The 25,491-nt window shown below is 40.3% G+C and carries 24 protein-coding genes and 1 other annotated feature; of the genes, 6 read left to right on the top strand and 18 right to left on the bottom strand.

The window, feature by feature from the left end:
• Window positions 1-15: 15 nt before the first annotated feature.
• From MKZ05_RS05830 to MKZ05_RS05815, 4 genes are all read left to right on the top strand, one after another.
• The gene (locus MKZ05_RS05830; protein ID WP_050945269.1) at window positions 16-783 is read left to right on the top strand and encodes a lytic transglycosylase domain-containing protein; all 768 of its coding nucleotides are present in this window, start codon (window positions 16-18) and stop codon (window positions 781-783) included.
• A gap of 274 nt (window positions 784-1,057) precedes the next feature.
• Window positions 1,058-1,456, top strand: coding sequence for a thiol management oxidoreductase (locus tag MKZ05_RS05825; protein ID WP_008355333.1), 399 nt, complete (start codon window positions 1,058-1,060; stop codon window positions 1,454-1,456).
• The gene (locus tag MKZ05_RS05820; RefSeq protein WP_212046070.1) at window positions 1,453-2,364 is read left to right on the top strand and encodes a ClpXP adapter SpxH family protein; all 912 of its coding nucleotides are present in this window, start codon (window positions 1,453-1,455) and stop codon (window positions 2,362-2,364) included. Before MKZ05_RS05825 ends, MKZ05_RS05820 begins: the two co-directional genes overlap by 4 nt.
• A 296-nt stretch (window positions 2,365-2,660) precedes the next feature.
• Window positions 2,661-2,834, top strand: a complete 174-nt coding sequence (locus tag MKZ05_RS05815; RefSeq protein ID WP_226805021.1) for a hypothetical protein — start codon at window positions 2,661-2,663, stop codon at window positions 2,832-2,834.
• 100 nt (window positions 2,835-2,934) lie between these two features.
• On the opposite strand, the gene pepF is transcribed toward MKZ05_RS05815, so the two are convergent.
• The 4 genes from pepF to mecA all read right to left on the bottom strand — a co-directional run bounded on the left by pepF (window position 2,935) and on the right by mecA (window position 8,569).
• A complete protein-coding gene (pepF, locus tag MKZ05_RS05810) occupies window positions 2,935-4,761 on the bottom strand; it encodes an oligoendopeptidase F (protein ID WP_282959899.1) in 1,827 nt (608 codons plus the stop codon).
• A gap of 214 nt (window positions 4,762-4,975) precedes the next feature.
• Window positions 4,976-6,136 carry a competence protein CoiA family protein gene (locus MKZ05_RS05805; protein WP_050945274.1) on the bottom strand — a complete coding sequence of 387 codons (1,161 nt, stop codon included), beginning with the start codon at window positions 6,134-6,136 and terminating at the stop codon, window positions 4,976-4,978.
• 161 nt (window positions 6,137-6,297) lie between these two features.
• Entirely contained in the window at window positions 6,298-7,818 is a 1,521-nt protein-coding gene (gene cls / locus MKZ05_RS05800; protein ID WP_050945276.1) for a cardiolipin synthase, read from the bottom strand.
• Window positions 7,819-7,903: 85 nt separating this feature from the next.
• Window positions 7,904-8,569, bottom strand: a complete 666-nt coding sequence (mecA, locus tag MKZ05_RS05795; RefSeq protein WP_050945278.1) for an adaptor protein MecA — start codon at window positions 8,567-8,569, stop codon at window positions 7,904-7,906.
• Window positions 8,570-8,831: 262 nt separating this feature from the next.
• Between mecA and MKZ05_RS05790 the strand changes: the two genes are divergently transcribed.
• The gene (locus tag MKZ05_RS05790; protein ID WP_050945279.1) at window positions 8,832-9,497 is read left to right on the top strand and encodes a TerC family protein; all 666 of its coding nucleotides are present in this window, start codon (window positions 8,832-8,834) and stop codon (window positions 9,495-9,497) included.
• A 39-nt stretch (window positions 9,498-9,536) separates the two neighbouring features.
• On the opposite strand, the gene spxA is transcribed toward MKZ05_RS05790, so the two are convergent.
• The 8 genes from spxA to MKZ05_RS05750 all read right to left on the bottom strand — a co-directional run bounded on the left by spxA (window position 9,537) and on the right by MKZ05_RS05750 (window position 16,868).
• Window positions 9,537-9,932, bottom strand: a complete 396-nt coding sequence (gene spxA / locus MKZ05_RS05785) for a transcriptional regulator SpxA (protein WP_003211421.1) — start codon at window positions 9,930-9,932, stop codon at window positions 9,537-9,539.
• A 193-nt stretch (window positions 9,933-10,125) separates the two neighbouring features.
• Entirely contained in the window at window positions 10,126-10,704 is a 579-nt protein-coding gene (locus tag MKZ05_RS05780) for a GNAT family N-acetyltransferase (protein WP_058014295.1), read from the bottom strand.
• A gap of 137 nt (window positions 10,705-10,841) precedes the next feature.
• Window positions 10,842-11,129 carry a hypothetical protein gene (locus MKZ05_RS05775; RefSeq protein ID WP_050945281.1) on the bottom strand — a complete coding sequence of 96 codons (288 nt, stop codon included), beginning with the start codon at window positions 11,127-11,129 and terminating at the stop codon, window positions 10,842-10,844.
• A 106-nt stretch (window positions 11,130-11,235) separates the two neighbouring features.
• Window positions 11,236-12,156, bottom strand: coding sequence for an ATP-binding cassette domain-containing protein (locus MKZ05_RS05770; protein WP_106035866.1), 921 nt, complete (start codon window positions 12,154-12,156; stop codon window positions 11,236-11,238).
• Window position 12,157: 1 nt separating this feature from the next.
• Complete coding sequence (locus tag MKZ05_RS05765; protein ID WP_095117782.1) at window positions 12,158-13,246, bottom strand: ABC transporter ATP-binding protein; 1,089 nt, start codon at window positions 13,244-13,246, stop codon at window positions 12,158-12,160.
• A gap of 3 nt (window positions 13,247-13,249) precedes the next feature.
• Complete coding sequence (locus tag MKZ05_RS05760; protein ID WP_050945283.1) at window positions 13,250-14,167, bottom strand: ABC transporter permease; 918 nt, start codon at window positions 14,165-14,167, stop codon at window positions 13,250-13,252.
• Window positions 14,168-14,170: 3 nt separating this feature from the next.
• Window positions 14,171-15,115, bottom strand: a complete 945-nt coding sequence (locus tag MKZ05_RS05755) for an ABC transporter permease (RefSeq protein WP_050945284.1) — start codon at window positions 15,113-15,115, stop codon at window positions 14,171-14,173.
• A gap of 115 nt (window positions 15,116-15,230) precedes the next feature.
• Entirely contained in the window at window positions 15,231-16,868 is a 1,638-nt protein-coding gene (locus tag MKZ05_RS05750) for a peptide ABC transporter substrate-binding protein (protein WP_050945285.1), read from the bottom strand.
• Window positions 16,869-17,349: 481 nt separating this feature from the next.
• Window positions 17,350-17,568 (top strand) — a binding site (T-box leader).
• Between the two features lie 53 nt (window positions 17,569-17,621).
• Here MKZ05_RS05750 and trpS point away from each other — a divergent pair.
• On the top strand, window positions 17,622-18,617 hold the full coding sequence (gene trpS / locus MKZ05_RS05745; RefSeq protein ID WP_339161768.1) for a tryptophan--tRNA ligase: 996 nt from the start codon (window positions 17,622-17,624) through the stop codon (window positions 18,615-18,617).
• 35 nt (window positions 18,618-18,652) lie between these two features.
• Here the strand turns inward: trpS and MKZ05_RS05740 are convergent, their stop codons facing one another.
• The 6 genes from MKZ05_RS05740 to MKZ05_RS05715 all read right to left on the bottom strand — a co-directional run bounded on the left by MKZ05_RS05740 (window position 18,653) and on the right by MKZ05_RS05715 (window position 25,369).
• A complete protein-coding gene (locus MKZ05_RS05740; protein WP_339161765.1) occupies window positions 18,653-19,405 on the bottom strand; it encodes a YjbA family protein in 753 nt (250 codons plus the stop codon).
• A gap of 174 nt (window positions 19,406-19,579) precedes the next feature.
• Window positions 19,580-20,479, bottom strand: coding sequence for an oligopeptide ABC transporter permease (gene opp4C, locus MKZ05_RS05735; protein WP_003212337.1), 900 nt, complete (start codon window positions 20,477-20,479; stop codon window positions 19,580-19,582).
• Window positions 20,480-20,512: 33 nt separating this feature from the next.
• Window positions 20,513-21,463, bottom strand: coding sequence for an ABC transporter permease (locus MKZ05_RS05730; protein WP_050945293.1), 951 nt, complete (start codon window positions 21,461-21,463; stop codon window positions 20,513-20,515).
• A 188-nt stretch (window positions 21,464-21,651) separates the two neighbouring features.
• On the bottom strand, window positions 21,652-23,286 hold the full coding sequence (locus tag MKZ05_RS05725; protein ID WP_050945295.1) for a peptide-binding protein: 1,635 nt from the start codon (window positions 23,284-23,286) through the stop codon (window positions 21,652-21,654).
• An 83-nt stretch (window positions 23,287-23,369) separates the two neighbouring features.
• Entirely contained in the window at window positions 23,370-24,392 is a 1,023-nt protein-coding gene (locus MKZ05_RS05720) for a dipeptide ABC transporter ATP-binding protein (protein WP_309216408.1), read from the bottom strand.
• Window positions 24,389-25,369: an ABC transporter ATP-binding protein gene (locus MKZ05_RS05715; protein WP_327840120.1), complete on the bottom strand. Its 981-nt coding sequence runs from the start codon at window positions 25,367-25,369 to the stop codon at window positions 24,389-24,391. The genes MKZ05_RS05720 and MKZ05_RS05715 overlap by 4 nt, the downstream gene beginning before the upstream one ends.
• Between the last annotated feature and the right edge of the window lie 122 nt (window positions 25,370-25,491).

Raw genomic sequence — 25,491 nt, 5'->3', positions numbered from 1 at the left:
TGAAGGAGGAACATGATGAACGTCAATCAACTTCAATCCTTTATGCAGCTCCAAGCGCTTAAAACGTTACAATCAGACCCTGGACAAACGCAAATGCCGGGCGGCCAAGAATCGACTGCACAAGCTTCATTTCAGTCGCTGCTGCAAGATTTTTTAGGCGGATCAGAATTATCACGCCTGCCGCTTTCAATTTCTGCATTTATGGGAACGGACCCATCAACGGCTCCGAACACGCAATACGCGCGTACAAACCCATACTTATCTGCTATCGCTGGCGGTGAGCAGCTTCAAGCTCAACCTTCATATGCGAATGACGCTCCATTGAATACAGCAAATGGTATTGGGAATGTCTTAAACAACAGCTACACGCCGCCGCTTCAAAAGGCTGTTTCAAGCGGCTCATCATCAAAGGAAATTAATCAAATTGTGTCACAAATGGCTCAAAAACATGGTGTTCCAGAAAAGCTAATTCATGCGGTCATTAAGCAAGAATCTGGCTATCGTACGAATGCGGTCAGCCATGCAGGCGCGCTTGGCCTTATGCAGCTTATGCCATCTACAGCTAAGTCACTTGGCGTGAATAATGCCTTTGATGCGGCCCAGAACATCGAAGGCGGCACGAAGTATATCAAACAAATGCTTCAGAAATATAATGGAAATGTCTCACTCGCCTTAGCTGCTTATAATGCAGGCTCAGGAAATGTTGATAAATACGGCGGCATTCCACCATTTAAAGAAACACAAAATTATGTAAAGAAAATTACAGCACAATATTTCGCTTAAACCGAAGAGAATAACCTCTTCGGTTTTTTGTATGTCGCTTTTCACCCTTTTTTGACTGAATGTGTTATGATATGGTCAATTGATCACGGAACCCGCCTCTCCCCTTATTTCCAATAGACCAAAGCGGTTTGTTTGTGGAATTGAGATGAGGTTGTTAAAATAAGTACAAGAATAGAAACATTAAAATAGAACAAACTGAATATCACTTTTGAAATAAATGAATTCACAATAGGGCGCTTCATCCTATTAACTACGAGTAAAAGGAGTAGTCAACATGGTACAATCGTTTAACGCACCTTACGAAGCGGTTGGAGAGGAACTTCTATCGCAACTTGTTGATACTTTTTATGAAAATGTAAAGTGTCATCCTTTGCTTCATCCTATTTTCCCGGATGACTTAAAAGAAACAGCAAGAAAACAAAAACAGTTTTTAACGCAATATTTAGGCGGACCCCCGCTTTATACAGAGGAGCATGGTCACCCTATGCTACGGGCGAGACATCTCCCTTTTCCGATTACTGAGGAGCGGGCTGACGCATGGCTTGAATGCATGGAGGATGCGATGGATCAAGTAGGATTAACCGGCGATATTCGTGACTTTTTATTTGAGCGACTTTCTTTAACGGCTCGTCATATGGTCAATCAAACACCTGAAAAGGATGGACGATCTTGAGCTGCAATACGCACGATCAATATTTCTCACACTGTCACGGACATCCTCAAAAGCCGATTGAAATCTATGTATTCATTGACCCTCTAAGTCCAGACTGCTGGTTATTAGAACCATCCATTAAAAAATTAAAAATGAAGTACGGCCGTTTTTTCACTTTACGAACGGTAACAAGCTCTAGTATTAATGCATTGAATCGGAAAAGAAAAAAGCATTTACTGACTGAAGCATGGGGGAAATTTGCGACCAAAACTCAGACCAAAAAAGAACAAATGCTGTCTGAACAAATTGTGACTTCACCCTATCTCGCCTCGCTTGCATTAAAAGCGGCTGAACTTCAAGGTAGAAAATGCGGAATGAAATTTCTGCGACTCATTCAAGAATCACTTTTTTGCCATCAGCAAGATGTCACAAGTGAACATGTACTGCTAGAAAATGCAAAAAGCGCTGGACTAGACATCGAGGAATTCCAGCGCGATATTCATTCTCAAAGTGCTGTCAAAGCACTAAAATGTGATATGAAAATTGCCGCTGAAATGGACGTGTCTGAGCTTCCGACCTTTGCCTTTTTTAATACAGTAAACGGAGATGAAGGATTAAAAATTTCAGGTGCGTACTCTTATGATGTATACGAGGAAATCCTTTTTGAAATGATTGGTGAAAAACCAACCCCTTCAGAACGGCCTCCAATTGAATGGTTTATTGCTTACTTTCAATTTGCATCTGCCAAAGAGATTGCGGTCGTTTATGACCTGACACTTGATGAAGTTGAACGAGAAATGAAAAAGCTGGCTTTCGCTAAAAAAGTCGAACGTGTACAAGTGCAGCAAGAAATGTTTTGGCGCTATAAAGAAGATGATCATCATTCAGATCTTGATGTCTATCGCTGTGAGAATGAACATGGGTGCTGACCCATGTTTTTTCTTCACTTCCAAAAAGAACATTTGTTCTATTTTTAGGTACGAAGAAACCGCGCCGGGATAAGCGCGGTTTCACTATGTCTTAACGACAACAAAGGGGATGGGAGAAATTTTTCACGGTCAAACAAAGGGGTAATGTTTGTATGTGATTAATTTCACATCTGTAGTATATCAAATTTTGTCGACTTATGACAACAGATATACTATATGTTCATATTTTTGTCACAAAACATAAGAGGGTTGTCACTTTCATATAGTGAAAGTAACGAAAAAATGGAGGGATCTGCATGCGCAGCACAACCATTGGACTTGTTTCCATTGGCTTATGTTTCTTTTTAAACATATTAGGCTTAATGAAAATGCTTCCCCTTTATCTCACATCGCCTCTCTTATTTGCTGCAATACTTTTTACACTTTATCGACTGAACCACCGGAAGACCTTTAAGGGATTTAAAGGTTGATGAGAATGAACGGCCTCTACATGTGAAGAGGTCTTTTTTGTGAAAAAAACTCCTGTCAAAAGATGAGTATGCACTCACACGTCTGACAGAAGTCTTTTCATTACTCACCCGTTGTGGAGATGAGTTCTTCCATTTCTTTTAGTTTTTCTTCGAACAATTGACATGCTGCTTCGATTGGTTCTTTAGAAGCCATATCAACACCTGCTTTTTTCAGCACATTGATTGGATAATCAGAGCTTCCTGCTTTAAGGAAATCTGTGTAGCGCTCTACCGCTGGTTTTCCTTCTTCTAAGATTTGCTTGCTTAATGCCTGTGCAGCACTATAGCCTGTAGCATATTGATAGACATAATAGTTGTAATAGAAGTGAGGGATTCTCGTCCATTCTAATCCGATTTCCTTATCCACAACCATGCCGTCTCCAAAATACTTCTTATTCAGGTCGTAATAAAGGTTCGTCATGAATTCTGGCGTTAAAGCCTCTCCTTCTTGTGCTTTCACATGAATCAAATGCTCAAACTCAGCAAACATCGTCTGTCTGAATACCGTTCCTCTAAATCCTTCTAGCAAGTGATTTAACACATACAAACGCTGCTTTTTATCATCTAGATGATTCAGCAGGTATTCGCCAAGTAACGCTTCATTTGTCGTAGAAGCTACTTCAGCTACAAAGATGCTGTAGTTTCCATACGGATATGGCTGGTGCTTTCTTGTATAGTAGCTGTGGACGGAGTGCCCAAATTCATGAGCCAGTGTAAATAAATTATCAATATTATTTTGCCAGTTCATGAGGATATATGGATTTGTGCCATAACTTCCAGATGAATACGCACCGCTACGTTTCCCTTTATTCTCATAAACGTCTACCCAGCGATTATTGAGTCCCTCTTTTAACACGGACACATATTCTTCTCCTAATGGCGCTAACCCTTTTAGCATATAATCCTTTGCTTCATCGTAGGTTAGCTTCATGCCAGCATCTTTTACAAGTGGCGTATACAAGTCATAATTGTGCACTTCATCAAGCTTTAACACCTTTTTACGCAATTCAATATAACGGTGTAATAACGGTAAATATTGATGAACTGTATCAATTAGATTGTCATATACTTCTTCTGGGATACTGTTTCGAGATAGTGCTGATTCTCTTGCCGATTTATAATTTCGTACTTTTGCATAAAAATTATCCTTTTTAATCGAACCACTCAGTGTTGAAGCAAGCGTGTTTTTATACTGATCATACGTTTTATACACAGCTTTAAAGGCATTCTTTCTCACTTCACGGTCATCACTGTTTAAAAATGTGATAAAGTTGCCGTGGGTAATTTTCTTTTCTTCCCCATTTTCATCCTTTACAGAAGGGAACGAAATATCAGCATTGTTAAACATACTAAAAGTAGTAGATGAAGTTGAGAGAGGTTCAGATGCCTCAGCTAATAAGGCCTCTTGCTCCTCACTTAAAATATGTGGACGTTCTTTATTAATTTCTTCAAGAGCATGAGAATACAGTTTTAATTCTTCTTTTTCCAGAATAAACTGCTGCAATTTATCTTCTTGAATCGATAAAATCTCTGGAACAATATAAGCAGAAGTACTAGAGAGTTGTGTAAATAAATTCGATGCTTTATCATTTAGCGCTTGAAATGATGAATTAGTTGTATCCTCATCGTATTTCATGTGCGCATATGTATAAAGCTTACCAAGCTTTTCAGAAAGCTGATCCTGAAAGGTTAGGGCTTCATACAGTACATCAGCAGAATGGGCGAGCTTGCCTTTAAATTGGGCGAGCTTAGGAATTTCTTTTTTGACCGCTTCGAATTCCTTGTTCCATGCATCGACGCTTTCAAAAATATCTTCAAGTCGCCATTTGTTTTCTTCTTTTACTTCGCTTCTGTCTGGTAAATGGTTGTTTTTGCTTTGTGAAGTCATATGAATCCCCCTTGCATAAGTTGTGTTGAACCAACCTTTCGGAAAGTGAAAGAAATTGGTGTTGTATTTATCTTCTTTGTTTTGAACTATATTTGTCAAATCATATGCAGAAATAAATACCAAACAGACTAAAAAAATGAGAAAAAAGCGTTTCTTTCTATTCAATCGCAGCACCACCTTTTTCTTATCATGATCAAAGTGGGCATGAAACATGCTAATGAAATAAGAAAGCATCTCGTTTGAACGCTTCATCTACTGTTTGTATCGGCATTTGATTTGACGCTACTTCATAATTACCCTCTTTCGTCATGTGTAAAAACCCTTGTCTGACAAGCGCATGAACATATGATGTGATAACCTCTTTTAATTCTTCTATTGAAACATCCCCATATCGAAGCTTTACTTCTTTCATCTGGATACACCGCTTGATTTCTTTCATCAGCAGTTGAATCGTCACTGGACTGCTTCCTTTTTTCCTTATTATCCAATCATATAGACACCCCTGCCAGACATAAACGGGACTTGTAAAGATGTACGCTTCTGGCAGCGGGATAAATAATTCAGCCGGTAGAAAAGGGAAAGCTGTTTGATGATGCTCATAAAAAACGTCTCTCAATCGTTTGCTTTCATTTGATAAAATGCGAGGAGGCCGCTGCCTAAATTGCTGTATGCACCTTAGCCATTGCTTAGAAACTTGACGCTTGCTTGATGGCGGCGATAGGATATCCGAAAGTTTGCGGTATGCTGTTGGCGGTCTGACAGTCATGGCAGCACATATTTTCGTTGGTTGAAATACAAGGAGTTGAGCAAGATGGATGAATCGATTCTGGAGCGGACAATAAAAAATCAGACTTCCTTTCTGTGATTCCCTTAGCATTCCCCAATGAATGGAGGAGAAGGAAAAGAGCTGGGCAGATTTTCGCTTTAAACGATTTGCTCCTAGGACCCATATAGGGAAGAGCCCTGCTTCGCGGAGTCCTGCTGTTCTTTTACGGAGCTCTTGCCGTGAAATATTTGAGCATTGATATTCGATTGCATAGCTTGTTCCTCCAATAGAGACGGTCACGTCAGGACGCTGATGAACCATTGACACATACTTTTCAAGCACTGGTTTATGTCCCAGCTGCTGAAGCCAATTCATCATGGCTTCTTTCCCCGCCTGATGATATGCCGTTTCGCCTGAGGCTAGTGGACATGCTGTCAGCTGTTTATGTGCAAAATGATAAACACGTTGTTCACCAAGCTTTAATTGCACTTCTTCCCTGCATTCAGGGCAGTAAAATTTGCACGTTGTCCTGACATGCTCCAACCTGTTTTTAGATAAGTGATGTGTAATTCGAATAAGCTTTCCATTATCCATGATCGCTGTATTCATTCAGCTCGCCCCTTAGTTTTTGATGACCGTATTATAGCTTGTTCGTCTATAAGAGAGCGAATAGGCAAAATGAGCTTTTATTGTGTGAAAATATGATTTTACTGATGTTTTCTTGAGGAAAATGAAAAAACCCCCTGATAAAAAGGGGGAAAATACAATCTTTATAGTAATGGCGATAATAATCTTGCTGTTGATTCAAAGAGTCTTACCCTTAACGGTCTCTTTGCAAATTCTTCTGGGACAATCTCGTGCGACTGTTCTAAATCACCTAAAAAGTCGTTCACGAGCTTCTCAGTGCTTTTCGTCTTATAGAGGAAGGCATTCACTTCAAAATTCAAATGAAAGCTTCTCATATCCATGTTGGCCGTGCCTATCGAAGCCAGCTCGCTATCTACAATGATAAATTTACTATGCATAAAGCCTTGATCATATTCATACACCTTTGCCCCTGCTTCTAAAAGCTCCGGGAAGTATGAACGGGACGCATGGAAGACGATCCGTTTATCTGGATTCTTCGGTGCAATAATCCGTACGTCTACTCCGCTTAATGCAGCAATTTTCAATGCAGACAAAATATCATCATCCGGCACAAAATATGGTGAAGCAATCCAAATAGACTTTTTGGCAGAGATAATCATGGAGAAAAAGAGATTTTTAATGACCTCCCACTGTTTATCAGGACCACCAGCAATCATTTGTACGCCTTCTGTTGTAATCTCAATGTGGGTGAAATCTTTGAAGTATTCCACACCTGCACATCTCTCATTCGTCATATAGTACCAATCCTGCATGAAAATCTGCTGCAGATCACGAACAGCTTCACCCTTAATCATCAAATGCGTGTCACGCCAAAATCCATATTGTCTGCTTCTGCCCATATATTCGTCTCCAATGTTTAGCCCGCCAACAAATCCAACTTCTCCATCAATCACGACAATTTTTCGGTGATTTCGGAAATTGATTTTATTATTTAACAGTGGCAGCCTCACGGGTAAAAATGGAACGATCTGAACGCCAGCCTTTTCGAGGTCAGCAATATATTGACGAGAGAGCTTTAAACTCCCTACATCGTCATATAAAAAGCGGACAATCACGCCATTTTTCGCTTTATCAATGAGAATATCTTTTAATTCTTGTCCAAGGTCATCGTGGCGGAGAATATAATATTCTAAATGAATGTGATGTGTCGCCTTTTTGATTTCTTCAAAAATATGAGAGAATGTTTCTTCTCCATTCGTCAGGACTTTAGAGGACGTGCGATACGTAATAGGGGTATGTCCAAGTCTGTGGGCCAGCTTAAATAAGAGCTGCTGATGATCACCCATATGCGTCATTTTCTCAATCGCTTCTCTATGAATATGTTCATCTTCCTGGATTAACTGTTCGTCCAAGATGGCTTTCTTTTCAAACAACCGGCGCTTTTTGATATTGCGTCCAAAGAAAATGTAGAACAAAAAGCCGAATAACGGAAAGCTGCCAAGCAGGACAAGCCACGTTATCGTTTGAGATGGATTCCGGTTCTCCAAGAATATGACAAACCCGATGAAGATAATCGATAAAGTGAACAGAACGCTGACTGAACTTAATACACTTACCGCTAAATCACCGGCAATTAATTGAATGACTAAATAAGCACCTATCGTAATGATAAGAAAAAATAGAACTTTGACTAAATTTCTCATTTCATTTTCTCCTTGCCGATCTCTTTATTTACCTATTCATTCCGATAAAAAAGCCGATTCCTCTATAGAAATCGACTTTTGTTGGTTACGAGAAGTGCTGTTGAATCGTTTCAAGGGCATTTCCTTCGATAATCAGCTGACCATATTCTTTCAGTCTGTAAATGCTGACCACTGATTCATGAGCATATTCAAGCAAAATGCTGAGCTTATTCTCCACTTGCTCATCTGACAAATCCTCGTGGAAGTCAACATATAGATAATAACGGTTTTCAAACGAATATAAACTTGAGGTAAAATCCTGCATATTTAATTGAGAAAGTGCAATCAAATCTTCAAAGTCATCCATTTTCAACACAAATTGAAGTTGAAGTTTTTTGTCCTTCTCATTATGGTCTTCTTGATCCTGCTCTTCTTTTTGAAAATCATCAAGCAGTGCGTCTAGACTTTCTTCATCTGTTTGATCTTTTTTATCTTCTGGAATCGGCAATTCGAGCTTTTGTCCATCTTTAGAAAGTTGGGCTTTCGTCACGACAATTTCAAGACCTTTGTCAAGTGCCTGCACTTGAATCCAAAGCGGTCCCTCAACTGCAAATTCTTCTTCTTCGTGCACTTCGTCCATTACTTCCCAAAACAGCTCTTCACTGCGTTCACGATTATACCAAATCTCTTCACGGTCAAATCCGCGGTCTTCAATATCACCGTAGGAAATATAAAATTTCACTGTATGTTCATTAATTCTTTCGATTTCCATTTTGCCAACCTTCCCTTCTATATAAGATGTTGAAGGGACATACAAGCTCCCAATTAATAGTACTTTACTACACTTTACCCGTTCCGTCTACATGTTAACCTTTTAAAGAATTGAGGTATTGCTTCGTACTGTCTATTTTATGATAAAACATGAATAAAAGAAATAAAAACGCATTTTTTGCAGAGAAAACTTACAGAAACATATATTTGAATTGTCTTCATATATTGGTTGTACGAGCTCTATTAGACATGAGGTGAAATGGATGGAAACAGAATGGATCATATCCTTACTGATGATTATTGGCATCGATCTGATTTTAGGCGGAGATAACGCGTTGATCATTGCGATGGCTAGCCGCAGCTTGTCAAATGACAAACGCAATAAAGCCATATGGATCGGCACACTTTTGGCAGTGCTGATGAGAATAACAATGACAGGTGCCGCAGTTTATTTATTGACCATCCCTTATTTACAATTTATCGGCGGACTTTTTCTCCTTTATATAGGATACAATTTGTTAATTGAGCAAAAGAAAGAATCAATTCGCATTAAAAGCAGCGGCTCCCTTTGGCGTGCGGTTCAGACCATTGTGATTGCCGACCTCTTTATGTCACTTGATAATGTGATTGCAGTTGCAGGAGCGGCAAAAGGGAACATGTTGCTGACCGCTTTTGGCCTGATGATTTCAGTACCGATTATTATTTGGGGAAGTAAGCTGATTCATGCCGCTTTCACCAAATTCCCGTTTCTTTTATACGGAGGAAGTGCTCTTTTGGCTTTTACTGGCGGTGAAATGATTGTTCGTGATGTGAAATTGAATGAATTTATGGCTCAGCATGCGACTCTTGAATTGATGCTTCCGTTTTTAACAGTCGTAATGGTCATTTTAGCCAGCCTGTTTTACGAACAAACGGCTGAAAATAAATAAAAAAAGCTGCCAAATGATCGGCAGCTTTTCGTTTTTCTATTAGTTAGCAAGTCGCTGAGCTTCTCTTAGTTGGAATGTACGAACCGTTCTTGGAAGGAAACGTCTAATTTCATCTTCATTGTAGCCAACTTGTAGTCTTTTTTCATCCAAGATGATTGGACGTCTTAAAAGACCTGGATGCTCATTGATCAGTTTATACAATTGTTGAAGAGGCATTGTCTCAACATTCACATTTAGCTTTTGGAATACTTTTGAACGTGTTGAGATAATTTCATCTGTACCGTCTTCAGTCATTCGAAGAATTTCTTTAATTTCATCGATTGAAAGAGGCTCTGAAAAGATGTTTCTCTCTTGATACGGAATATTGTGCTCTTCTAACCACGCTCTTGCTTTTCTACATGATGTACAGCTTGGTGATGTGTATAATGTTACCATAAATCTTCACTCCTCAATTTGTAGAATGAATATTGATCTGTATTCTTAAATTAAAATTGTTCTAAATAAGTAATCTTTATAGTGATTATACTATAAAAAAGTAAGTGTGAACAGATTTTCTTGCAATTTTTGTGACAAAAACTAGACAATTTCATTCATTTTCTCGTGTTGCTTGATGTCTGAACATTCTCATTTAGTCGAGATGATCGAAAATATTTTTTTGTTTTCTATTTTCAATGACCTTCAATACATCATCAACATCTTCATACGACTGCCCATACCATTCTTCATCTTTATACGTATGGATTCGTTCATAGGTTTTCCTCATAGCCTCCATCATTTCTTCTTCATTATCTGTAAGAGGCGACCAATAAAGGATTTCCATGCGGTTCACTTCATTTGTTGCAAGTGACCTGCGTTTATAACCGATTGATTCTGCATGCTTGAAGTGCTCTCTTTGGTAAAACTTTAGGCGTTTTGCAGTATCTGCATCATCTTCATCTACAGGCTCAACCTCAAGCAAGATCGGTTTCTTTTTTTCCTTCAGCTTATGAATGAGCTTTGATCCGAGGCCTTCACCTCTTGCATCTCTGGAAACAAATAAATAATCAATAAAGATAAAATTATCAAATTCGGCGTACATCATCACATGATGAGGTCCTTCCTCCTTATGATAAACATCACTTCTTTCCTTTAATAAAGCTTCCATATGCTCTTTTGACTTCATTTCTTCTATCGGGAAGTATTCACTGAGCTTTTCATACCAATTCATGGATCCGCTCCTTATGATATCGTTAAGAACCACTTCCTTAGATATTCCCGATTTCCTGCTATTTAAACGCCTGTACTAGTAAGACGCAGCAAAGTCTCCTCTAGTTTCACTTTTTTTCAAACAACAGAAAAAAAGTTTTATATCGAACGATTCATGAGTAATTGAAAACAGACAAACAGGATAAGTGTCATCCCAGTTTGGAACATGATGAAATAAAGATACTTGCTGCGCCGTGCTTCCTCTTTCTGATTGCTTGTTTTCCGGTGAAGCATATATTCCACGGAAAAAGACACGATGCCAATGAGCACCATAAATATGAGCATCCACTGTCCTCCATTTGGCTTTCTCAAAAAGGACGTTGAAAAAAGCATGAATACAATGAGAAAGTGAAAGAATGAATAACGAAACGTCTTCCATATCGACATCTGATTTCCTCCTAGAACCCGCTTGTTGTTAACTAGAAATTACCATCATCTCGTTTTTTTGTAAAATAAAAAAAAGAAGCACTGACATAGCAGTGCTCCTTCCTTCTTATAATTGTTTTGCCTGAAGCTCTTTGAATTCTTCCTCTGTGCAGCTCACAAAGTGACCTGGCTTCACTTCACGGAAATCAGTGTTTGTTCCTTTGTGAACGGACGGATCATACTTGATTCGTTTGCGGTTACGCTCATAATCTGGATCTGGAAGCGGAATCGCAGATAGTAATGATTTTGTATATGGATGAAGCGGATTTTCGTATAATTCATTCGCTGGTGCCAGCTCTACCAATTTCCCGAAATACATCACGCCAATACGATCGCTGATGTATTTTACCATGGACAGGTCATGGGCAATGAATAAATACGTTAAGCCTTTTTCTTCTTGCAGTTCTTTCATTAAGTTAACGACCTGTGCTTGAATCGACACATCTAATGCAGATATTGGTTCATCGGCAATAATAAAATCTGGCTCAACTGCTAATGCACGGGCAATTCCGATACGCTGCCTTTGACCACCAGAGAATTCATGCGGATATCTGTTTGCATGCCCTTTGTTCAATCCAACGGTTTCAAGCAACTGGTACACACGCTCTTTACGCGCTTGCTTTGTTTTCGCAAGGCCATGAATGTCGATGCCCTCTGCAATGATATCAAGGACTGTCATTCTAGGGTTCAGTGAGGCATATGGATCTTGGAAGATCATCTGCATTTGACGGTTGAACTCAAGCATTTTTTGTCTTGATTTCTTCCCGTGTACATTTTCTCCTTTATAAAGAACCTCGCCATCTGTCGCATCATAAAGTCTAATGATGGATCGGCCCGTAGTGGATTTACCACATCCAGACTCACCTACAAGACCTAGTGTTTCACCTTTGTAAATATCAAATGAAACGCCGTCAACTGCTTTCACCGTTCCTCTTGCTGTATGGAAATGCTGCTTTAAATTTTTGATTTCTAACAATTTTTCTGCCATGCTATTCACCCTCTTTTACTAATACAGGTTTTTCGTAGCTACCTTCTAGTTCACGCATTCTCGCCTTTACAGCAGCAGGCGGTTCAACTTTAGGTGCATTTGGATGAAGTAGCCATGATTTCACATAATGCGTATCTGATACTTTGAACATTGGCGGTTCTTGTTCAAAGTCAATTTTCATTGCATAATCGCTTCGGAGTGCAAATGCATCTCCTTTCGGCGGGTTTGTCAGATCTGGCGGTGTTCCTGGGATTGCAGTCAGCTTTCCTTCAGCTCCGCCATCTGTGTCTAGGCTTGGCATTGATGCCAATAGTCCCCATGTATACGGATGTTGTGGATTGTAGAAAATTTCATCCACAGTTCCTGTCTCAACAATCTGACCTGCATACATAACAGCTACACGATCAGCGACGTTGGCGACAACACCAAGATCATGCGTAATAAAGATAATTGACGTTTCAACCTTTTGCTGAATTTCTTTCATTAATTCTAAAATTTGCGCCTGAATTGTTACATCTAGAGCTGTTGTCGGCTCATCGGCAATCAATAGCTTTGGATCTGCTGCAAGTGCCATCGCAATGACAACCCGTTGTCTCATCCCGCCACTAAATTCGTGTGGGTATTGTTTGATTCTTTTTTCAGGCATTGCAATTCCAACAAGCTCCAGTAATTCAATGGCTCTTTTTTCAGCCGCTTCTTTTGAAATTTGTTCGTGCTTGAACAGCACTTCTGTAATTTGTTTCCCGACCTTCATCGTTGGGTTCAAGGAAGTCATCGGATCTTGGAAGATCATTGAGATGTCTTTTCCTCGAATGTTTTGCATTTGTTTTTCAGTTTTCTTGACAATATCTTGCCCATCAAACAGGATCTGTCCGCGCTTGAAATAACCCGGCGGCATCGGAATTAATCTCATGATGGCCTGTGATGTCACACTTTTACCAGAGCCAGATTCACCTACAATAGCAAGTGTCTCGCCTTTATTTAAGTGGAAGTTCACACCACGAATGGCTTGAACCTCTCCACCATATGTTTTAAATGAGATTGCAAGGTCTTTCACCTCTAGAATACGTTCACGTTCCATCCTAATCACTCCTTATTTACGCAACTTCGGATCTAAAGCGTCTCTTAGTCCGTCTCCAACCACGTTAAAACCAAACATTGTAATACAGATAAATGCGGCTGGGAACCATAATCTCCACGGGTAGTAAGTCATGGCTGGAATTCCGTCAGACGCCATTGTTCCCCAACTAGCTAATGGAGCTGGTACACCAAGCCCTAGATAGCTTAAGAATGCCTCCGTGAAAATAGCCGAAGGAATTGTTAGTGTCATCGTGACAAGAATTGGTCCCATTGAGTTTGGAATCAAGTGTTTAAATAAAAGTCTAGATGTTTTCGCACCTAATGTTTGTGCGGCAAGAACGTACTCTTGGCTCTTCAATTGTAAAACCTGTCCCCGAACAATACGTGCCATGTTAATCCAGCCTACAACTGTCATGGCGAGGATAATCGTTAATAATCCTTTTGGCAGAACAACCATCATTAAAATAACCATTAATAGTGTTGGGATTGCCCATAAAACATCTGCGATACGCATCATCACTTCGTCCGTACGTCCGCCTTTGAATGCAGCAATACTTCCCCAGATAATACCGATGATCACGTCAAGAACAGCTGCTGCAAGACCGATAAAGATCGAAATTCTTGCCCCAACCCATGTACGAACAAACATGTCTCGGCCTAAATCATCCGTACCGAACCAGTGCTCTTTTGAAGGCGGCTGATCTGCATTAAGCAAATCTGTCGTAGAGTAATCATATTTAGAAAACACCGGAACGAAGATCGCCAGCATCACAACAATGAAAATAATTGTAAGCCCAACCATTGCAAGTTTATTTGCACGGAAGCGAAGCATAGCATCCTTCCATAAAGATAGACTAGGTTTAGAAATTTTTTCAGATTCTGCTGCATCAGCCGTCGCCGGCACAAATAAGTCTTTTCTCATCTCTTCCATGTGTTAGACCCCTTTCTTCGCCTTCGTCAGTTTAATTCTAGGATCGATAATACCGTAGAGGATGTCAACGACTAAAATACTGATTAATAGAATAATACTGTAGAAGACTGTGACACCCATGATGACGGTGTAATCACGGTTTGTAATACTTGTGACAAAGTGAGAGCCTAATCCAGGAATGCCAAAAATCTTCTCCACGACAAAACTACCTGTTAAAACTGAAGCAGCCATTGGTCCCATGTAAGTAATGACAGGTAACAATGCGTTTCGAATCGCGTGTTTGATCGTAACAGCTGATTTCGTTAATCCTTTCGCTCTAGCCGTTCTAATGTAGTCACTGTTTAGCACTTCAAGCATACTTGACCGTGAAAGTCTAGCGATAAATGCCATTGGCATGAAGGAAAGTGCAATAGAAGGTAGTACGGTGCTGGCCCAAGACTCCCATCCTGCAACTGGGAAAATCGCTAAAATGCTTGCCTCAGATGCAAATACATATTGTAGTAGCGCCGCTAAAATGAAACTTGGAACTGAGATTCCAAAGATCGTTAAAATAGCAATCGTATAGTCTTGCCACTTGTTATGATAGAGCGCTGCAAGGACCCCAAACAATACACCAAATGCTAACGCGAGGAGAATTGCCTCAATTCCGAGGGTAAAGGAAACGGGGAATCCAGAACCGATTAAGTCATTTACGGTTTGTCCTTTGTATTTAAATGAGGGACCAAAATCTAATTTTGCAACTGAACCTAAGTAGCTTACATATTGAACAAATAAGGGCTTGTCCAACCCGTAGTGCTCGTTTAGGTTTGCTTCAATTTCAGCAGGAAGTTTCTTCTCCCCAGAGAATGGACCACCAGGTGCTGCCTGCATGAGAAAGAAAGTTGCAGTTACAATAACAAACAGTGTGATTAAAATATATATTAATCGCTTACCGATATATTTAAGCAACGGAATTGCACCTCCATGATTTTACAACATTTTCTCTAATCAGCAAGAAAGGTATATGGAGAGACATCCTCCATATACCTTAAGATCCTTGCCGTAGATCTCTTACACTATAATCTTACTTTTCGAAATGAGCCCATTTGTATTGAACATCACCAAGTCCAGATACGACGACACCTTTAAGTTTTGGATCTTGTACCCAAAGCTGAGTGTAGAAGTAGATTGGTGCTATAGGCATATCGTCGATGATGATTTTCTCTGCTTTTTTCAGCATTTCTTCACGCTTCGTTTTATCTGTTTCTTTCGCAGAATCATTCAACAATTGTTGATACTCTTTGTTTTCCCATCCAGTGTCGTTGTTTCCACCGTCTTTATCTTTGTAAAGCTCAAGGAAGTTCACTGGATCGTTGAAGTCACCTAACCAGCCCATACGTCCAATTTGGTAATCTCCACTGTGGATTTTGTCGATGTATACGTTCCACTCAGAGTTATCAAGTTCAACTTTCACACCTAAATCTTTTTTCCACATTTCTTGAATTGCTTGTGCAATCTTTTGGTGAGCTTCATCTGTGTTGTAAGAAAGTTTCAATGCTGGAAGATCAGAAACTGACTTATAACCTAATTCTTTCACACCTTTTTCAAGAAATTCTTTAGCAGTTGCTACATCGTGATCTTTGAAGTAGCCAGTTTTGTTATCAGTAAATCCTTCCATTGTTGGAGGAACGATTGCCATTGCTGGAACTTGTTCACCTTGCGTAATTTTGTCAACAATTGCTTGACGGTTGATTGAGTATGCAAGGGCCTTACGGATGTTTGCATTATTTAAAGGTTTTGATTCTGTGTTGAATTTGTAGTTATAAATACCAGCGATCGTTTGAATTTTAAGACCGCCATCTTTTTTCAATGTTTGTAAAGATTCTGTTGGAAGGTTTCCAGTTGGAGAACCAGCCCAATCAAGCTCACCTTTTTTGAACATGCTAAGCTCAGTGTTTGTGTCTTTGATCATAGACATGTTAATCTTTTTCAATTTCACAGTGTCTTTATCCCAGTATTCATTGTTCTTTTCAAGCGTGATAGAACCGCCATGTTTCCATTTAGAAAGAACGAATGGTCCGTTAGATACGTAGTTTTCACCAGCATTTGTGTACCAGTTTTTATTCTTTTCAGCCACTTTTTTGTTGACTGGCATATACGTATAGAATGCAGTTAGTTCAGTAAAGAACGGTGTTGGGTTCTCTAGCTCAACTACAAGCGTTTTGTCATCTTTTGCTTTAATACCAACATCAGCAACTTTCGCTTTCCCTTTGTTCGCTGCTTCAGCACCTTTAATATAGTAAAGCTGGTAAGCATATTGAGATTCATTTTTAGGATCTAATGCCCATTTCCAAGCATATTCGAAATCTTTAGCTGTGACAGGGTCACCATTAGACCATTTTGCATCACGAAGTGTGAATGTGTATGTTTTACCATCAGCACTTGTTTTGATATCAGAAGCCATTGCATTTTCTGGCTTACCTTCAGCGTTAATTCTTGTTAATCCCTCAAAAGTCTGACGGATGACACTTCCTGAAGTTGAATCATTTGCCAATCCCGGATGTAGAGAAAAAGGCTCAGTGGAGATATTCACATTTAGTGTTGTTTTAGCCTCTCCAGAACTGCTCGTGCTGTCGCCTGATTTGTTTCCGCTGAAACCACAAGCGCTTAATACAAGTGTGAAAATAAGCATTAAAGTAACAACAGACCAACGCTTTTTCAACTGTATTCCCCCTTATAATATGTTTTAGTTCAAAGGTCTCGATAGAAGATGAGATTCAGATTTAAGAAATAGCGTAAAAAAGTCCCTAAATAGCTTACTTTCTATTTCTTTTGTTTTTTCTGAATTTTCACTATGTAAAGAGCCTAGCACAAACGTGTGAACAAATTAATTATAATGAATAGAATAATTTATTGCAATATCAATTTCATATATTTTTAAAAAACGTAAATGGGGATAAAGAGGGATTTTTATAAACTAAAGTCTCAATCACTTCAACAAATTAAAGCGGAAATTGATTAAAATAATTTAACAAATTCAGCAGGAATAATGTTTTATACATATAATTAATCATCCTTTTTTAAAAAAATCTGACAGATAGTTGGTATTTTACCTAAAATTTTAAGTGTCAAACGACATGATGAGAAGGTCACATGAGGGCTTCGTGACTTTTTCATGGTCATCCTTTATAATAGATAGACATAATGTTGCGATGAAAAAGAAGAGTACATATATTCACCATTTACAGAGAGTCTGCGGCTGGTGCGAGCAGATAATGGCATGTATGGAATGGGCTTTGGAGCAGCTAACCGAACACTTTTGAAAGTAAGTAGGCTTAGACGGAGCAGTCTCCGATATCAACGTCTTGAGTGATTTCCATGTGAAATAACAAGGGTGGTACCACGGTTCATTCGTCCCTTTTCTGTTGAAAAGTGACGGGTGGGCCTTTTTATATTGAAGAAAAGAGGTTTTAGTATGACAAAGAAGACAATTTTTTCAGGCATTCAGCCGAGTGGTTCGGTCACATTGGGGAACTATATTGGAGCGATGAAGCAATTTGTCAATTTGCAGCATGATTATCACGGCTATTTTTGTGTAGTCGACCAGCATGCGATTACGGTGAGTCAGGACAGGCTAGCCCTTCGCCAAAATATTAGAAGCTTAGCAGCTCTTTATTTAGCGGTTGGACTTGATCCAGAGAAGGCGACATTGTTTATCCAATCAGAGGTACCTGCTCACGCCCAGGCAGGATGGATGCTGCAATGTGTTGCTTATATTGGGGAATTAGAAAGAATGACCCAATTTAAGGACAAATCCGCTGGTAAGGAAGCGGTTGTTTCAGGACTATTAACGTATCCCCCATTAATGGCTGGCGATATCTTATTATATGGTACTGATTTAGTCCCTGTCGGAGAAGATCAAAAGCAGCATCTTGAATTGACTAGAACGCTTGCTGAACGTTTTAACCGCAAATACAATGACATCTTCACTGTACCTGAAGTGAAGATTCCAAAAGAAGGCGCTCGGATTATGTCTTTATCAGATCCGGTGAAAAAGATGAGCAAATCCGATCCGAACCAAAAATCGTTCATTACTTTATTAGATGAACCAAAGCAGCTTGAAAAGAAAATCAAAAGTGCTGTGACGGATTCAGAAGGCATCGTTAAGTACGACAAAGAGAACAAGCCTGGGATTGCCAACTTGCTGACGATTTACTCTGTGTTAGGTAACATATCGATTGCAGAGCTTGAGCAAAAGTATGAGGGCAAAGGGTATGGTGAGTTTAAGGGAGATCTTGCGAACGTCGTTGTTGATGCTTTAAAACCAATTCAAGATCGATACTATGAACTCATTGAGTCAGACGAGCTTGATCGCATTCTTGACGAAGGTGCTGAAAAAGCAAACCGCGCAGCAAACAAAATGCTGAAAAAAATGGAGAATGCAATGGGTCTTGGCAGAAAGCGCAAATAAAAAAAGCTTGCAGCACATCACGCTGCAAGCTTTTTCTAATTCACCTTTGATTCGTTTTCCATTTCCCAAAGCTTTTCAAAAAACGGCTGTCCCTTAATCATTTTTTCACAAAATGCTACATGATTCTCTGACCATCCATCAATGGTTTCATTGTAAAGCATGTTCCAAATCTCTTCGAATGACATTCGTTTGATTTGATTGTACATGCGCGGATTCCATTCCGTATACCAATACGCAATCTCCGCCCTGTTTTGAAGACCTTTTAATTGATCGAGTGCCATAAACATTAGCTGCTTCAGCTGTCTTTCTTTTCTCGTTAATCCGCTGATGTGCTGCGGCGGCAAAGACAAAATGTGATACTCCTTCGCCGACTCAAGACGGTCCTGAGAGAATTCATATTCCTCAACCTTCACATCCTTCACCATTTCATACACCAATTGCTCCTGCCTTGGGATTAAGCGGCTTTTCCTCACAGGAATAGAATACCCAATCGTATCCACAGCAATAATTCGTATGCCGTCTGTCACCACAAAGCAATATTCTAATTTACGCCGTTCATGATTTTTTCGAATATATGATTTCTCAAAAACAGATTCTAGCAGCGTCTTCGGCAGCTCTGAAAGATCATTCTCTATGTAATCATACAAAGGACTCTGCACCTTGAGTAAAGGTACTTGATCTAACAGCTCCACACTGTCCTCCTTGCGCCACTCATGAAAATGACACACATTGTAGCCATTTTCTTCCCCTTCAAACCAATTCACCCATACGTCATGAAGAAATAACATAACCAATCCCTCACTTTATAAAAACTGTTGTCCACAGTATGGTCAAGGGATAGAGAAATTATTCCAACTTTATTAAACTTCAAGCGGAGCGAATGCTGGCATGCTTTTCTTGATGACATAAAGAAAAGAAAGGGTGTCGCAGAGTCCCTTTCATCTTGTCATAAAAATGAGGCATTACTTTAACTTTTTAGGATCAAGCGCATCTCTCAGTCCATCTCCTAAGAAATTAAAGCATAAAACGGTCAGCAATATCAGTAAACCTGGGAAGAGCGGATACCACCACGCTTGCACCATAATCGAGAAGTTTTGTGCATCTTGCAGCATGTTGCCCCAGCTCGCTGTTGGCGGCTGTATGCCAAACCCTAGATAGCTCAGTGTTGATTCGGCTAAAATGACGGAACCTACTTTTAATGTAGCTGACACAATAATAGGACCGATACAGTTCGGTAAAATATGCGAAAAGATGATGACATGGTTTTTCGTTCCAATGGTTCTTGCTGCGAGTACGAATTCTCTTGTTCGCAGTGATAAAAATTCACTGCGGATCAGTCTCGCGGTTGTGGTCCATCCGGTCAAAGCAAAGATTAAAATCAATTTATCAATGCCTGGTTTGAAAATAGTAACGAGCGTGATCAAGAGAAAAATGTCGGGAATCGACAACACGACATCCACAAATCTCATTAACAAGGAATCAACAAATCCTTTGAAATACCCCGCTACCGCTCCGACCACAGTGCCAATGGTAATCGCACCGACCACCGAAACGAAACCGACTAATAAAGAGACCCTCGCGCCATAAAGCACCCTTGAGAAAATATCGCGGCCAAACTTGTCAGTTCCCATCAAATGCTCAACACTTGGCGGCTGGAGCCGTTTTAATAAATCTTGCTGCTCTGGTGCGTAAGGGGCAATCACAGGAGCGAAAATGGCTGAAAAGATAATGACCAATAAGATCACGGAGCCGGCAACCGCCAATTTATTTTTGAAAAATTTCTCGCAAAATAAACGCAGCATCGTCTCTGGCTTTGGCGGAAGACCCTCCTTTAATTTGAGATCAACAGGAGGTGTTCCCATATTAGGCTGTGCCAATTGTGCTTCAGCTCCCTTCTAATATTCAATACGCGGATCAACGATCGCATAGAGAATATCCGCAATTAAATTTCCAACCACCACGAGCACTGCGGAAATAACAGTCATCGCCATAATGACCGGATAATCTCTCGAAAAAGCAGAATCAATGAACAGCTTTCCAAGCCCTGGCCAAGTGAAAATTTGTTCCACTACGACTGCACCACCAATAAAGGATGGAATCATCAATCCGAAAATCGTAATGACAGGCATAAGACCATTTCTTAACCCGTGCTTGAAAATGACTTTGTTTTCTCGAAAGCCTTTCGCTCTTGCGGTACGAATGTAATCCTGCCTCATGACATCAAGCATACTCGACCTTGTGTACCGGGTGAGCCCTGCCATATCAGCGGTTGCTAAAACAAAGGCTGGTAAAATGATGTGATGAAGCCGGTCAAATACATTAAAATCGGCGTTTAAGGTAGAGACGCCGCCTGTTGGGAACCATCCTAAATTCACAGATAAAACCATTATTAGAATGAGTCCAAACCAAAAGTTCGGAATAGCCAGTCCGATAAAAGATGTAAATGTAATGCCATAGTCTAGCTTTGTATATGGACGTTTTGCCGAAAGAACACCGAATGGGATGGCGATAATCAGGGCGACTAATGTAGAAAAGATCATGAGGATGAGGGTATTTGGCAGCCGGGCAAAAATCAAATCAGCCACAGGCGTTCCCTTTTTAACAATGGAGGTGCCAAAGTCACCTTGAAGCATATTGCCAAGCCATTTCATATACTGCACATATTCAGGGTCGTTCAAGCCGTACTTATCAATAAAAGCTTCCCGGTCTGCCGCACTAATGGTTGGGTCCATCATAAGTGACATCGGATCGCCTGGTGCTGCTTTCATAATGGCGAAGGACAAAATGGTAATCCCAAATAAGATGGGAATGGAAAGCAGTGTCCTTCTAATGATATATGTAACCATATGCACAACTCCTTTTTCATCGGATCGCCATACTGTGATGAAAAAGGGCTAAAATGATCTTTCTTTTAGCCCTCTGTCTTCATTGCATCGTGATATGAGAACCCTCTCAATCTAACTGGTGCTCGGTGAATGAAAGGGTATATCTTCACGCTAAAAGGAGAGAACTTTCCTCTTCTTTCACTAGCAGCCTACTGTTCAATCCACCATTTCTCGATTTTGTAATACTCATCTTTCGGGTGGTAAGAGTAGCCTTGGAGATTAGATGGCATCGCGCGATGTGAGTTGGCATAATAAAGGAACGTATATGGCTGATCTTCTGCGATCAATTCATAAATTTTTTCATATGCCTTTGAATATTCTTTTCGATCGCTTAAATTCTTGGCATCTACTAACAGCTTATCGACCTCTTTATTTTTATACCAGATGTTATTCAAGCCTTTTTCTGACTGGCTTGAGTGGAAGATGCTGAATTGATCAGGGAATGTGGCAAGGCTCCAGCCGAGCAGCAGCGCATCATAATCCCACTTAGGCGGTGTCGTCTGCTCAATGAGTGCGCTGAATTCCACAATTTGCGGCTTCGCTTCCACACCAATTTCTTTGAGCTGCTGCTGGACAACGACAGCAATATCTTCACGGACTTTGTTTCCTTGGTTGGTCTTTATAACAAAGGAGAATTTCTTGCCATCCTTATCAAGATAGCCATCTCCATCTGTATCCTCCCAGCCCTCTTCTTTCAGCATCTTTTTCGCTTTTTCTTGATCAAATTCAAACACTGGAACACTTTCATTTTTAGGGTAGTTCCATGACAGCGGACTTTCTGGAATGTTGGCTACTTTGCCGTCTCCATCTAACACTTGATCGACAATCGTTTGGCGGTCAATGGCATGTGTCAGCGCTTGGCGGACCTTTTTACTTTTAAAGAGATCATTTTTCTGGTTCCAGCCAATGTATGAATAATTGAGCCCTAAATCAGATTCAATTTTAATGTTGCTGACTTTTTCAGCCGTTTGCAGCTCTGCTCCAGGTACAGCAAAGAAATCAATATCACCTGCTGAAAGCTGGGCAATTGCTGCGTTCTGATCAGGAATCGTTTTAATCGTGACGGTATCAAGATATGGACGTCCATCCCAATAATCGTCAAAGGCTTCTAGTTTCACGTAGTCGCCTTCTTTCCACTCGGCAAATTTAAATGGACCTGAACCAATTGGTTTTTTTCGGTTAAATTCATTTTCACCGAGATCTTTTATAGGCACATCACCTAAAATATGCTTAGGCAAAATGCCGTAGCTTCCTAGTGTGACATTATAAAAATAGGGATCTTTTTTATTGAGCTTGAATTCGATTGAGTAATCCCCTGTCTTTTTAACTGAATCTAATACTTCAAATCCTGATCCGCGCTCCCCGTTGTAGTCCTTATTGATCGGAATGCTGTATGTAAACACAACATCATCAGCTGTCAATTCTTCTCCATCATGAAACTTTACGCCTTTTTTAATGGTCACATCAAACTGCTTCCCGTCATCAGATTCTTTAATATCTTCTGCGAGTGATAGCTGAGGGTTCAGCTTTCCGTCCGTTTGAAGTAAAAAGCTGTAGATTCTTTCTTCAATATCAGAGCTAGCCACGTCTGTTGAATACAGCGAGTTAAATAATGTTGGTTCTGCAATGGAACCGATGACAAGATCTCCGCCCTGTACAGGTTTACCGGTGGATTTCTTTTCACTGTCTCCAGAGGTTTTATTTCCACTAGAGCAAGCCGCAAGCATGAGCGTGAAGATCAGCAGTAAACTAATCAATATGGATTTTCTATTTCTACCTTTCATATACAATTCCCCCTATCCTTTTTTAGAAATGACGACAGATGCCGCTTCATCCCCCCTCTCAAAGATGAATTCATCCAAGCCGATTAAGCGTCGTAGAGGTGACAGGCAACGAAGTGGTTTGGTTTTAATTCTTGAAATGCTGGTATTTTTTCTTTACAAATTTGTTTCGCATACGGGCATCTTGTATGAAATACGCACCCTTTTGGCGGATTTGCAGGACTTGGCAGATCGCCTTGAAGCATGATCCGTTCTCTTTTGATCTGACCTTTTTTACGGGTAACAGGGACAGAAGAAAGCAATGCCTGTGTATATGGGTGGAGCGGTTCATCGTACAGGCTGTGCTTATCGGCAAGCTCCATCATTTTGCCGAGATACATCACGCCGACTCGATCACTAATGTGCCTGACCACACTTAAGTCGTGAGAGATAAATAGATAGGTCAGGTCAAATTCCTCCTGAAGTTCCTCCATCAGATTAATCACCTGCGCCTGAATGGATACATCAAGTGCTGAAACCGGCTCATCTGCGATAATCATTTCAGGATTCATGGCAAGTGCACGAGCAATGCCGATTCGCTGCCTCTGCCCGCCAGAAAATTCGTGGGGATAGCGATTTGCAAAGCTTGGATGAAGGCCCACCTTTGATAAAAGCTGTTCTACTTTTTCATTTCTTTCTTTTAAGGAATATAAGTGGTGTGTTTTGTAGGGTTCTTTGATGATGCTTCGAAGTGTTTTTCTAGGGTTGAGTGATGCAAAGGGATCTTGAAAAACCATTTGGATGTTTTTTCGTGTTGATTGTCTTAGCTTTGATTCTGATACACGGGAGATATCTTGCCCTTTAAAAAGGATTTGACCGTCAGTTGGTTCATATAAACGAATCATGGTCCGGCCTAATGTTGATTTACCGCATCCTGATTCCCCCACTATCCCTAACGTTTCACCTTTATAAATCTTCAAATCTATGCCGTCAACAGCTTTGACTGCACCGACTTTCTTCTGAAAGACGCCTGCTTTAATCGGAAAATGTTTTTTGATTTGTTTCAGTTCAAGTATGGCTTCTTTCTCTATTAGATCTGTTGCATGTGGTTGATTTTGAGCAAGGGTCATGTTTGGTCTGCCTCCTCATATAAGAAGCATCTGACGCTTCTGCCATTTTCAAAAGTCCTCAGTTTAGGCAGTTCACCTAGGCAGCGCTCCTTCACTTGCGGGCATCTAGGAGCAAATCGGCAGCCGGCTGGAAGCTGATCCGGTGCAGGGACATTCCCTTTTATTGCTGTTAGCGGCTGTATGTCTCCGTCAATGACAGGAATCGATTCAAGCAGCCCTTCTGTGTAAGGATGCAGCGGCTGATCAAATAATTCTTCGACGGTCCCATTTTCAACAACCTGTCCGCAGTACATGACAATGACTCGATCTGCCACTTCAGACACGACACCTAGATCATGAGTGATGAGGAGAATCGATGTACCAAATGTCGTGCATAAATCTTTCATCAATGTGAGCACCTGGGCTTGAATCGTAACATCTAGGGCAGTTGTCGGTTCATCTGCAATGAGGAGCTTCGGATCACAGCTTAGCGCAATGGCAATCATCACTCTTTGCCGCATGCCGCCTGATAAACGGTGCGGGTAATCTTTGATGATTTGTTCCGGTCTGGAAAAACCAACAAGCTTCAGCAGGTCAATCGCTTTTTTTGTCGCTTCTTTTTTTGAAAGTTTTTTGTGATAGATGAGGATTTCTGTTATTTGTTCCCCGATGGTTAGGACGGGATTAAGTGAGGTCATGGGTTCCTGAAAGATCATCGACACGTCATTACCACGAATGCTGCATAATTCCTTTTCACCATATGTAACGAGATCCTTGCCATCTAGCTTGATGAAACCGTCCATAATTTTTCCACCAGTGCCGTTAATCAAGCCCATAATGGATAAGGACGTAATGCTTTTACCAGATCCAGACTCACCGACTAATGCGACAGTTTCTCCTCTGTTGATACTGAAATCAACACCATCTACAGCAGGTATCGCTTCTTTTTTTCTAAAAAAATAGGTTTTTAAGTTCTGCACTTCAAGCAGCGTGGTCATGTATTCGCCCCTTTCACCATCAATCAATAGAACAAAATCTAAAAATTTCATCTTTTTCGAATAAAAAGAATTATCAAAATTTATATTTGTATATTATTACATTGTTATGACGAAATCAAGAA

Source organism: Bacillus sp. FSL M8-0277, assembly GCF_037975305.1.
Classification (GTDB): domain Bacteria; phylum Bacillota; class Bacilli; order Bacillales; family Bacillaceae; genus Bacillus; species Bacillus pumilus.
This window is presented reverse-complemented; position numbering and strand designations above follow the sequence as displayed.

Excerpts from the sequence above, each read along its gene's own strand:
- MKZ05_RS05830 (WP_050945269.1), top strand. The coding sequence starts at position 16 with ATGAACGTCAATCAACTTCAATCCTTTATGCAGCTCCAAGCGCTTAAA.
- MKZ05_RS05825 (WP_008355333.1), top strand. The coding sequence starts at position 1,058 with ATGGTACAATCGTTTAACGCACCTTACGAAGCGGTTGGAGAGGAACTT.
- MKZ05_RS05815 (WP_226805021.1), top strand. The coding sequence starts at position 2,661 with ATGCGCAGCACAACCATTGGACTTGTTTCCATTGGCTTATGTTTCTTT.
- pepF (WP_282959899.1), bottom strand. The coding sequence starts at position 4,761 with ATGACTTCACAAAGCAAAAACAACCATTTACCAGACAGAAGCGAAGTA.
- MKZ05_RS05805 (WP_050945274.1), bottom strand. The coding sequence starts at position 6,136 with ATGAATACAGCGATCATGGATAATGGAAAGCTTATTCGAATTACACAT.
- cls (WP_050945276.1), bottom strand. The coding sequence starts at position 7,818 with ATGAGAAATTTAGTCAAAGTTCTATTTTTTCTTATCATTACGATAGGT.
- mecA (WP_050945278.1), bottom strand. The coding sequence starts at position 8,569 with ATGGAAATCGAAAGAATTAATGAACATACAGTGAAATTTTATATTTCC.
- MKZ05_RS05790 (WP_050945279.1), top strand. The coding sequence starts at position 8,832 with ATGGAAACAGAATGGATCATATCCTTACTGATGATTATTGGCATCGAT.
- spxA (WP_003211421.1), bottom strand. The coding sequence starts at position 9,932 with ATGGTAACATTATACACATCACCAAGCTGTACATCATGTAGAAAAGCA.
- MKZ05_RS05780 (WP_058014295.1), bottom strand. The coding sequence starts at position 10,704 with ATGAATTGGTATGAAAAGCTCAGTGAATACTTCCCGATAGAAGAAATG.
- MKZ05_RS05775 (WP_050945281.1), bottom strand. The coding sequence starts at position 11,129 with ATGTCGATATGGAAGACGTTTCGTTATTCATTCTTTCACTTTCTCATT.
- MKZ05_RS05770 (WP_106035866.1), bottom strand. The coding sequence starts at position 12,156 with ATGGCAGAAAAATTGTTAGAAATCAAAAATTTAAAGCAGCATTTCCAT.
- MKZ05_RS05760 (WP_050945283.1), bottom strand. The coding sequence starts at position 14,167 with ATGGAAGAGATGAGAAAAGACTTATTTGTGCCGGCGACGGCTGATGCA.
- trpS (WP_339161768.1), top strand. The coding sequence starts at position 17,622 with ATGACAAAGAAGACAATTTTTTCAGGCATTCAGCCGAGTGGTTCGGTC.
- MKZ05_RS05740 (WP_339161765.1), bottom strand. The coding sequence starts at position 19,405 with ATGTTATTTCTTCATGACGTATGGGTGAATTGGTTTGAAGGGGAAGAA.
- opp4C (WP_003212337.1), bottom strand. The coding sequence starts at position 20,479 with ATGGGAACACCTCCTGTTGATCTCAAATTAAAGGAGGGTCTTCCGCCA.
- MKZ05_RS05730 (WP_050945293.1), bottom strand. The coding sequence starts at position 21,463 with ATGGTTACATATATCATTAGAAGGACACTGCTTTCCATTCCCATCTTA.
- MKZ05_RS05725 (WP_050945295.1), bottom strand. The coding sequence starts at position 23,286 with ATGAAAGGTAGAAATAGAAAATCCATATTGATTAGTTTACTGCTGATC.
- MKZ05_RS05720 (WP_309216408.1), bottom strand. The coding sequence starts at position 24,392 with ATGACCCTTGCTCAAAATCAACCACATGCAACAGATCTAATAGAGAAA.
- MKZ05_RS05715 (WP_327840120.1), bottom strand. The coding sequence starts at position 25,369 with ATGACCACGCTGCTTGAAGTGCAGAACTTAAAAACCTATTTTTTTAGA.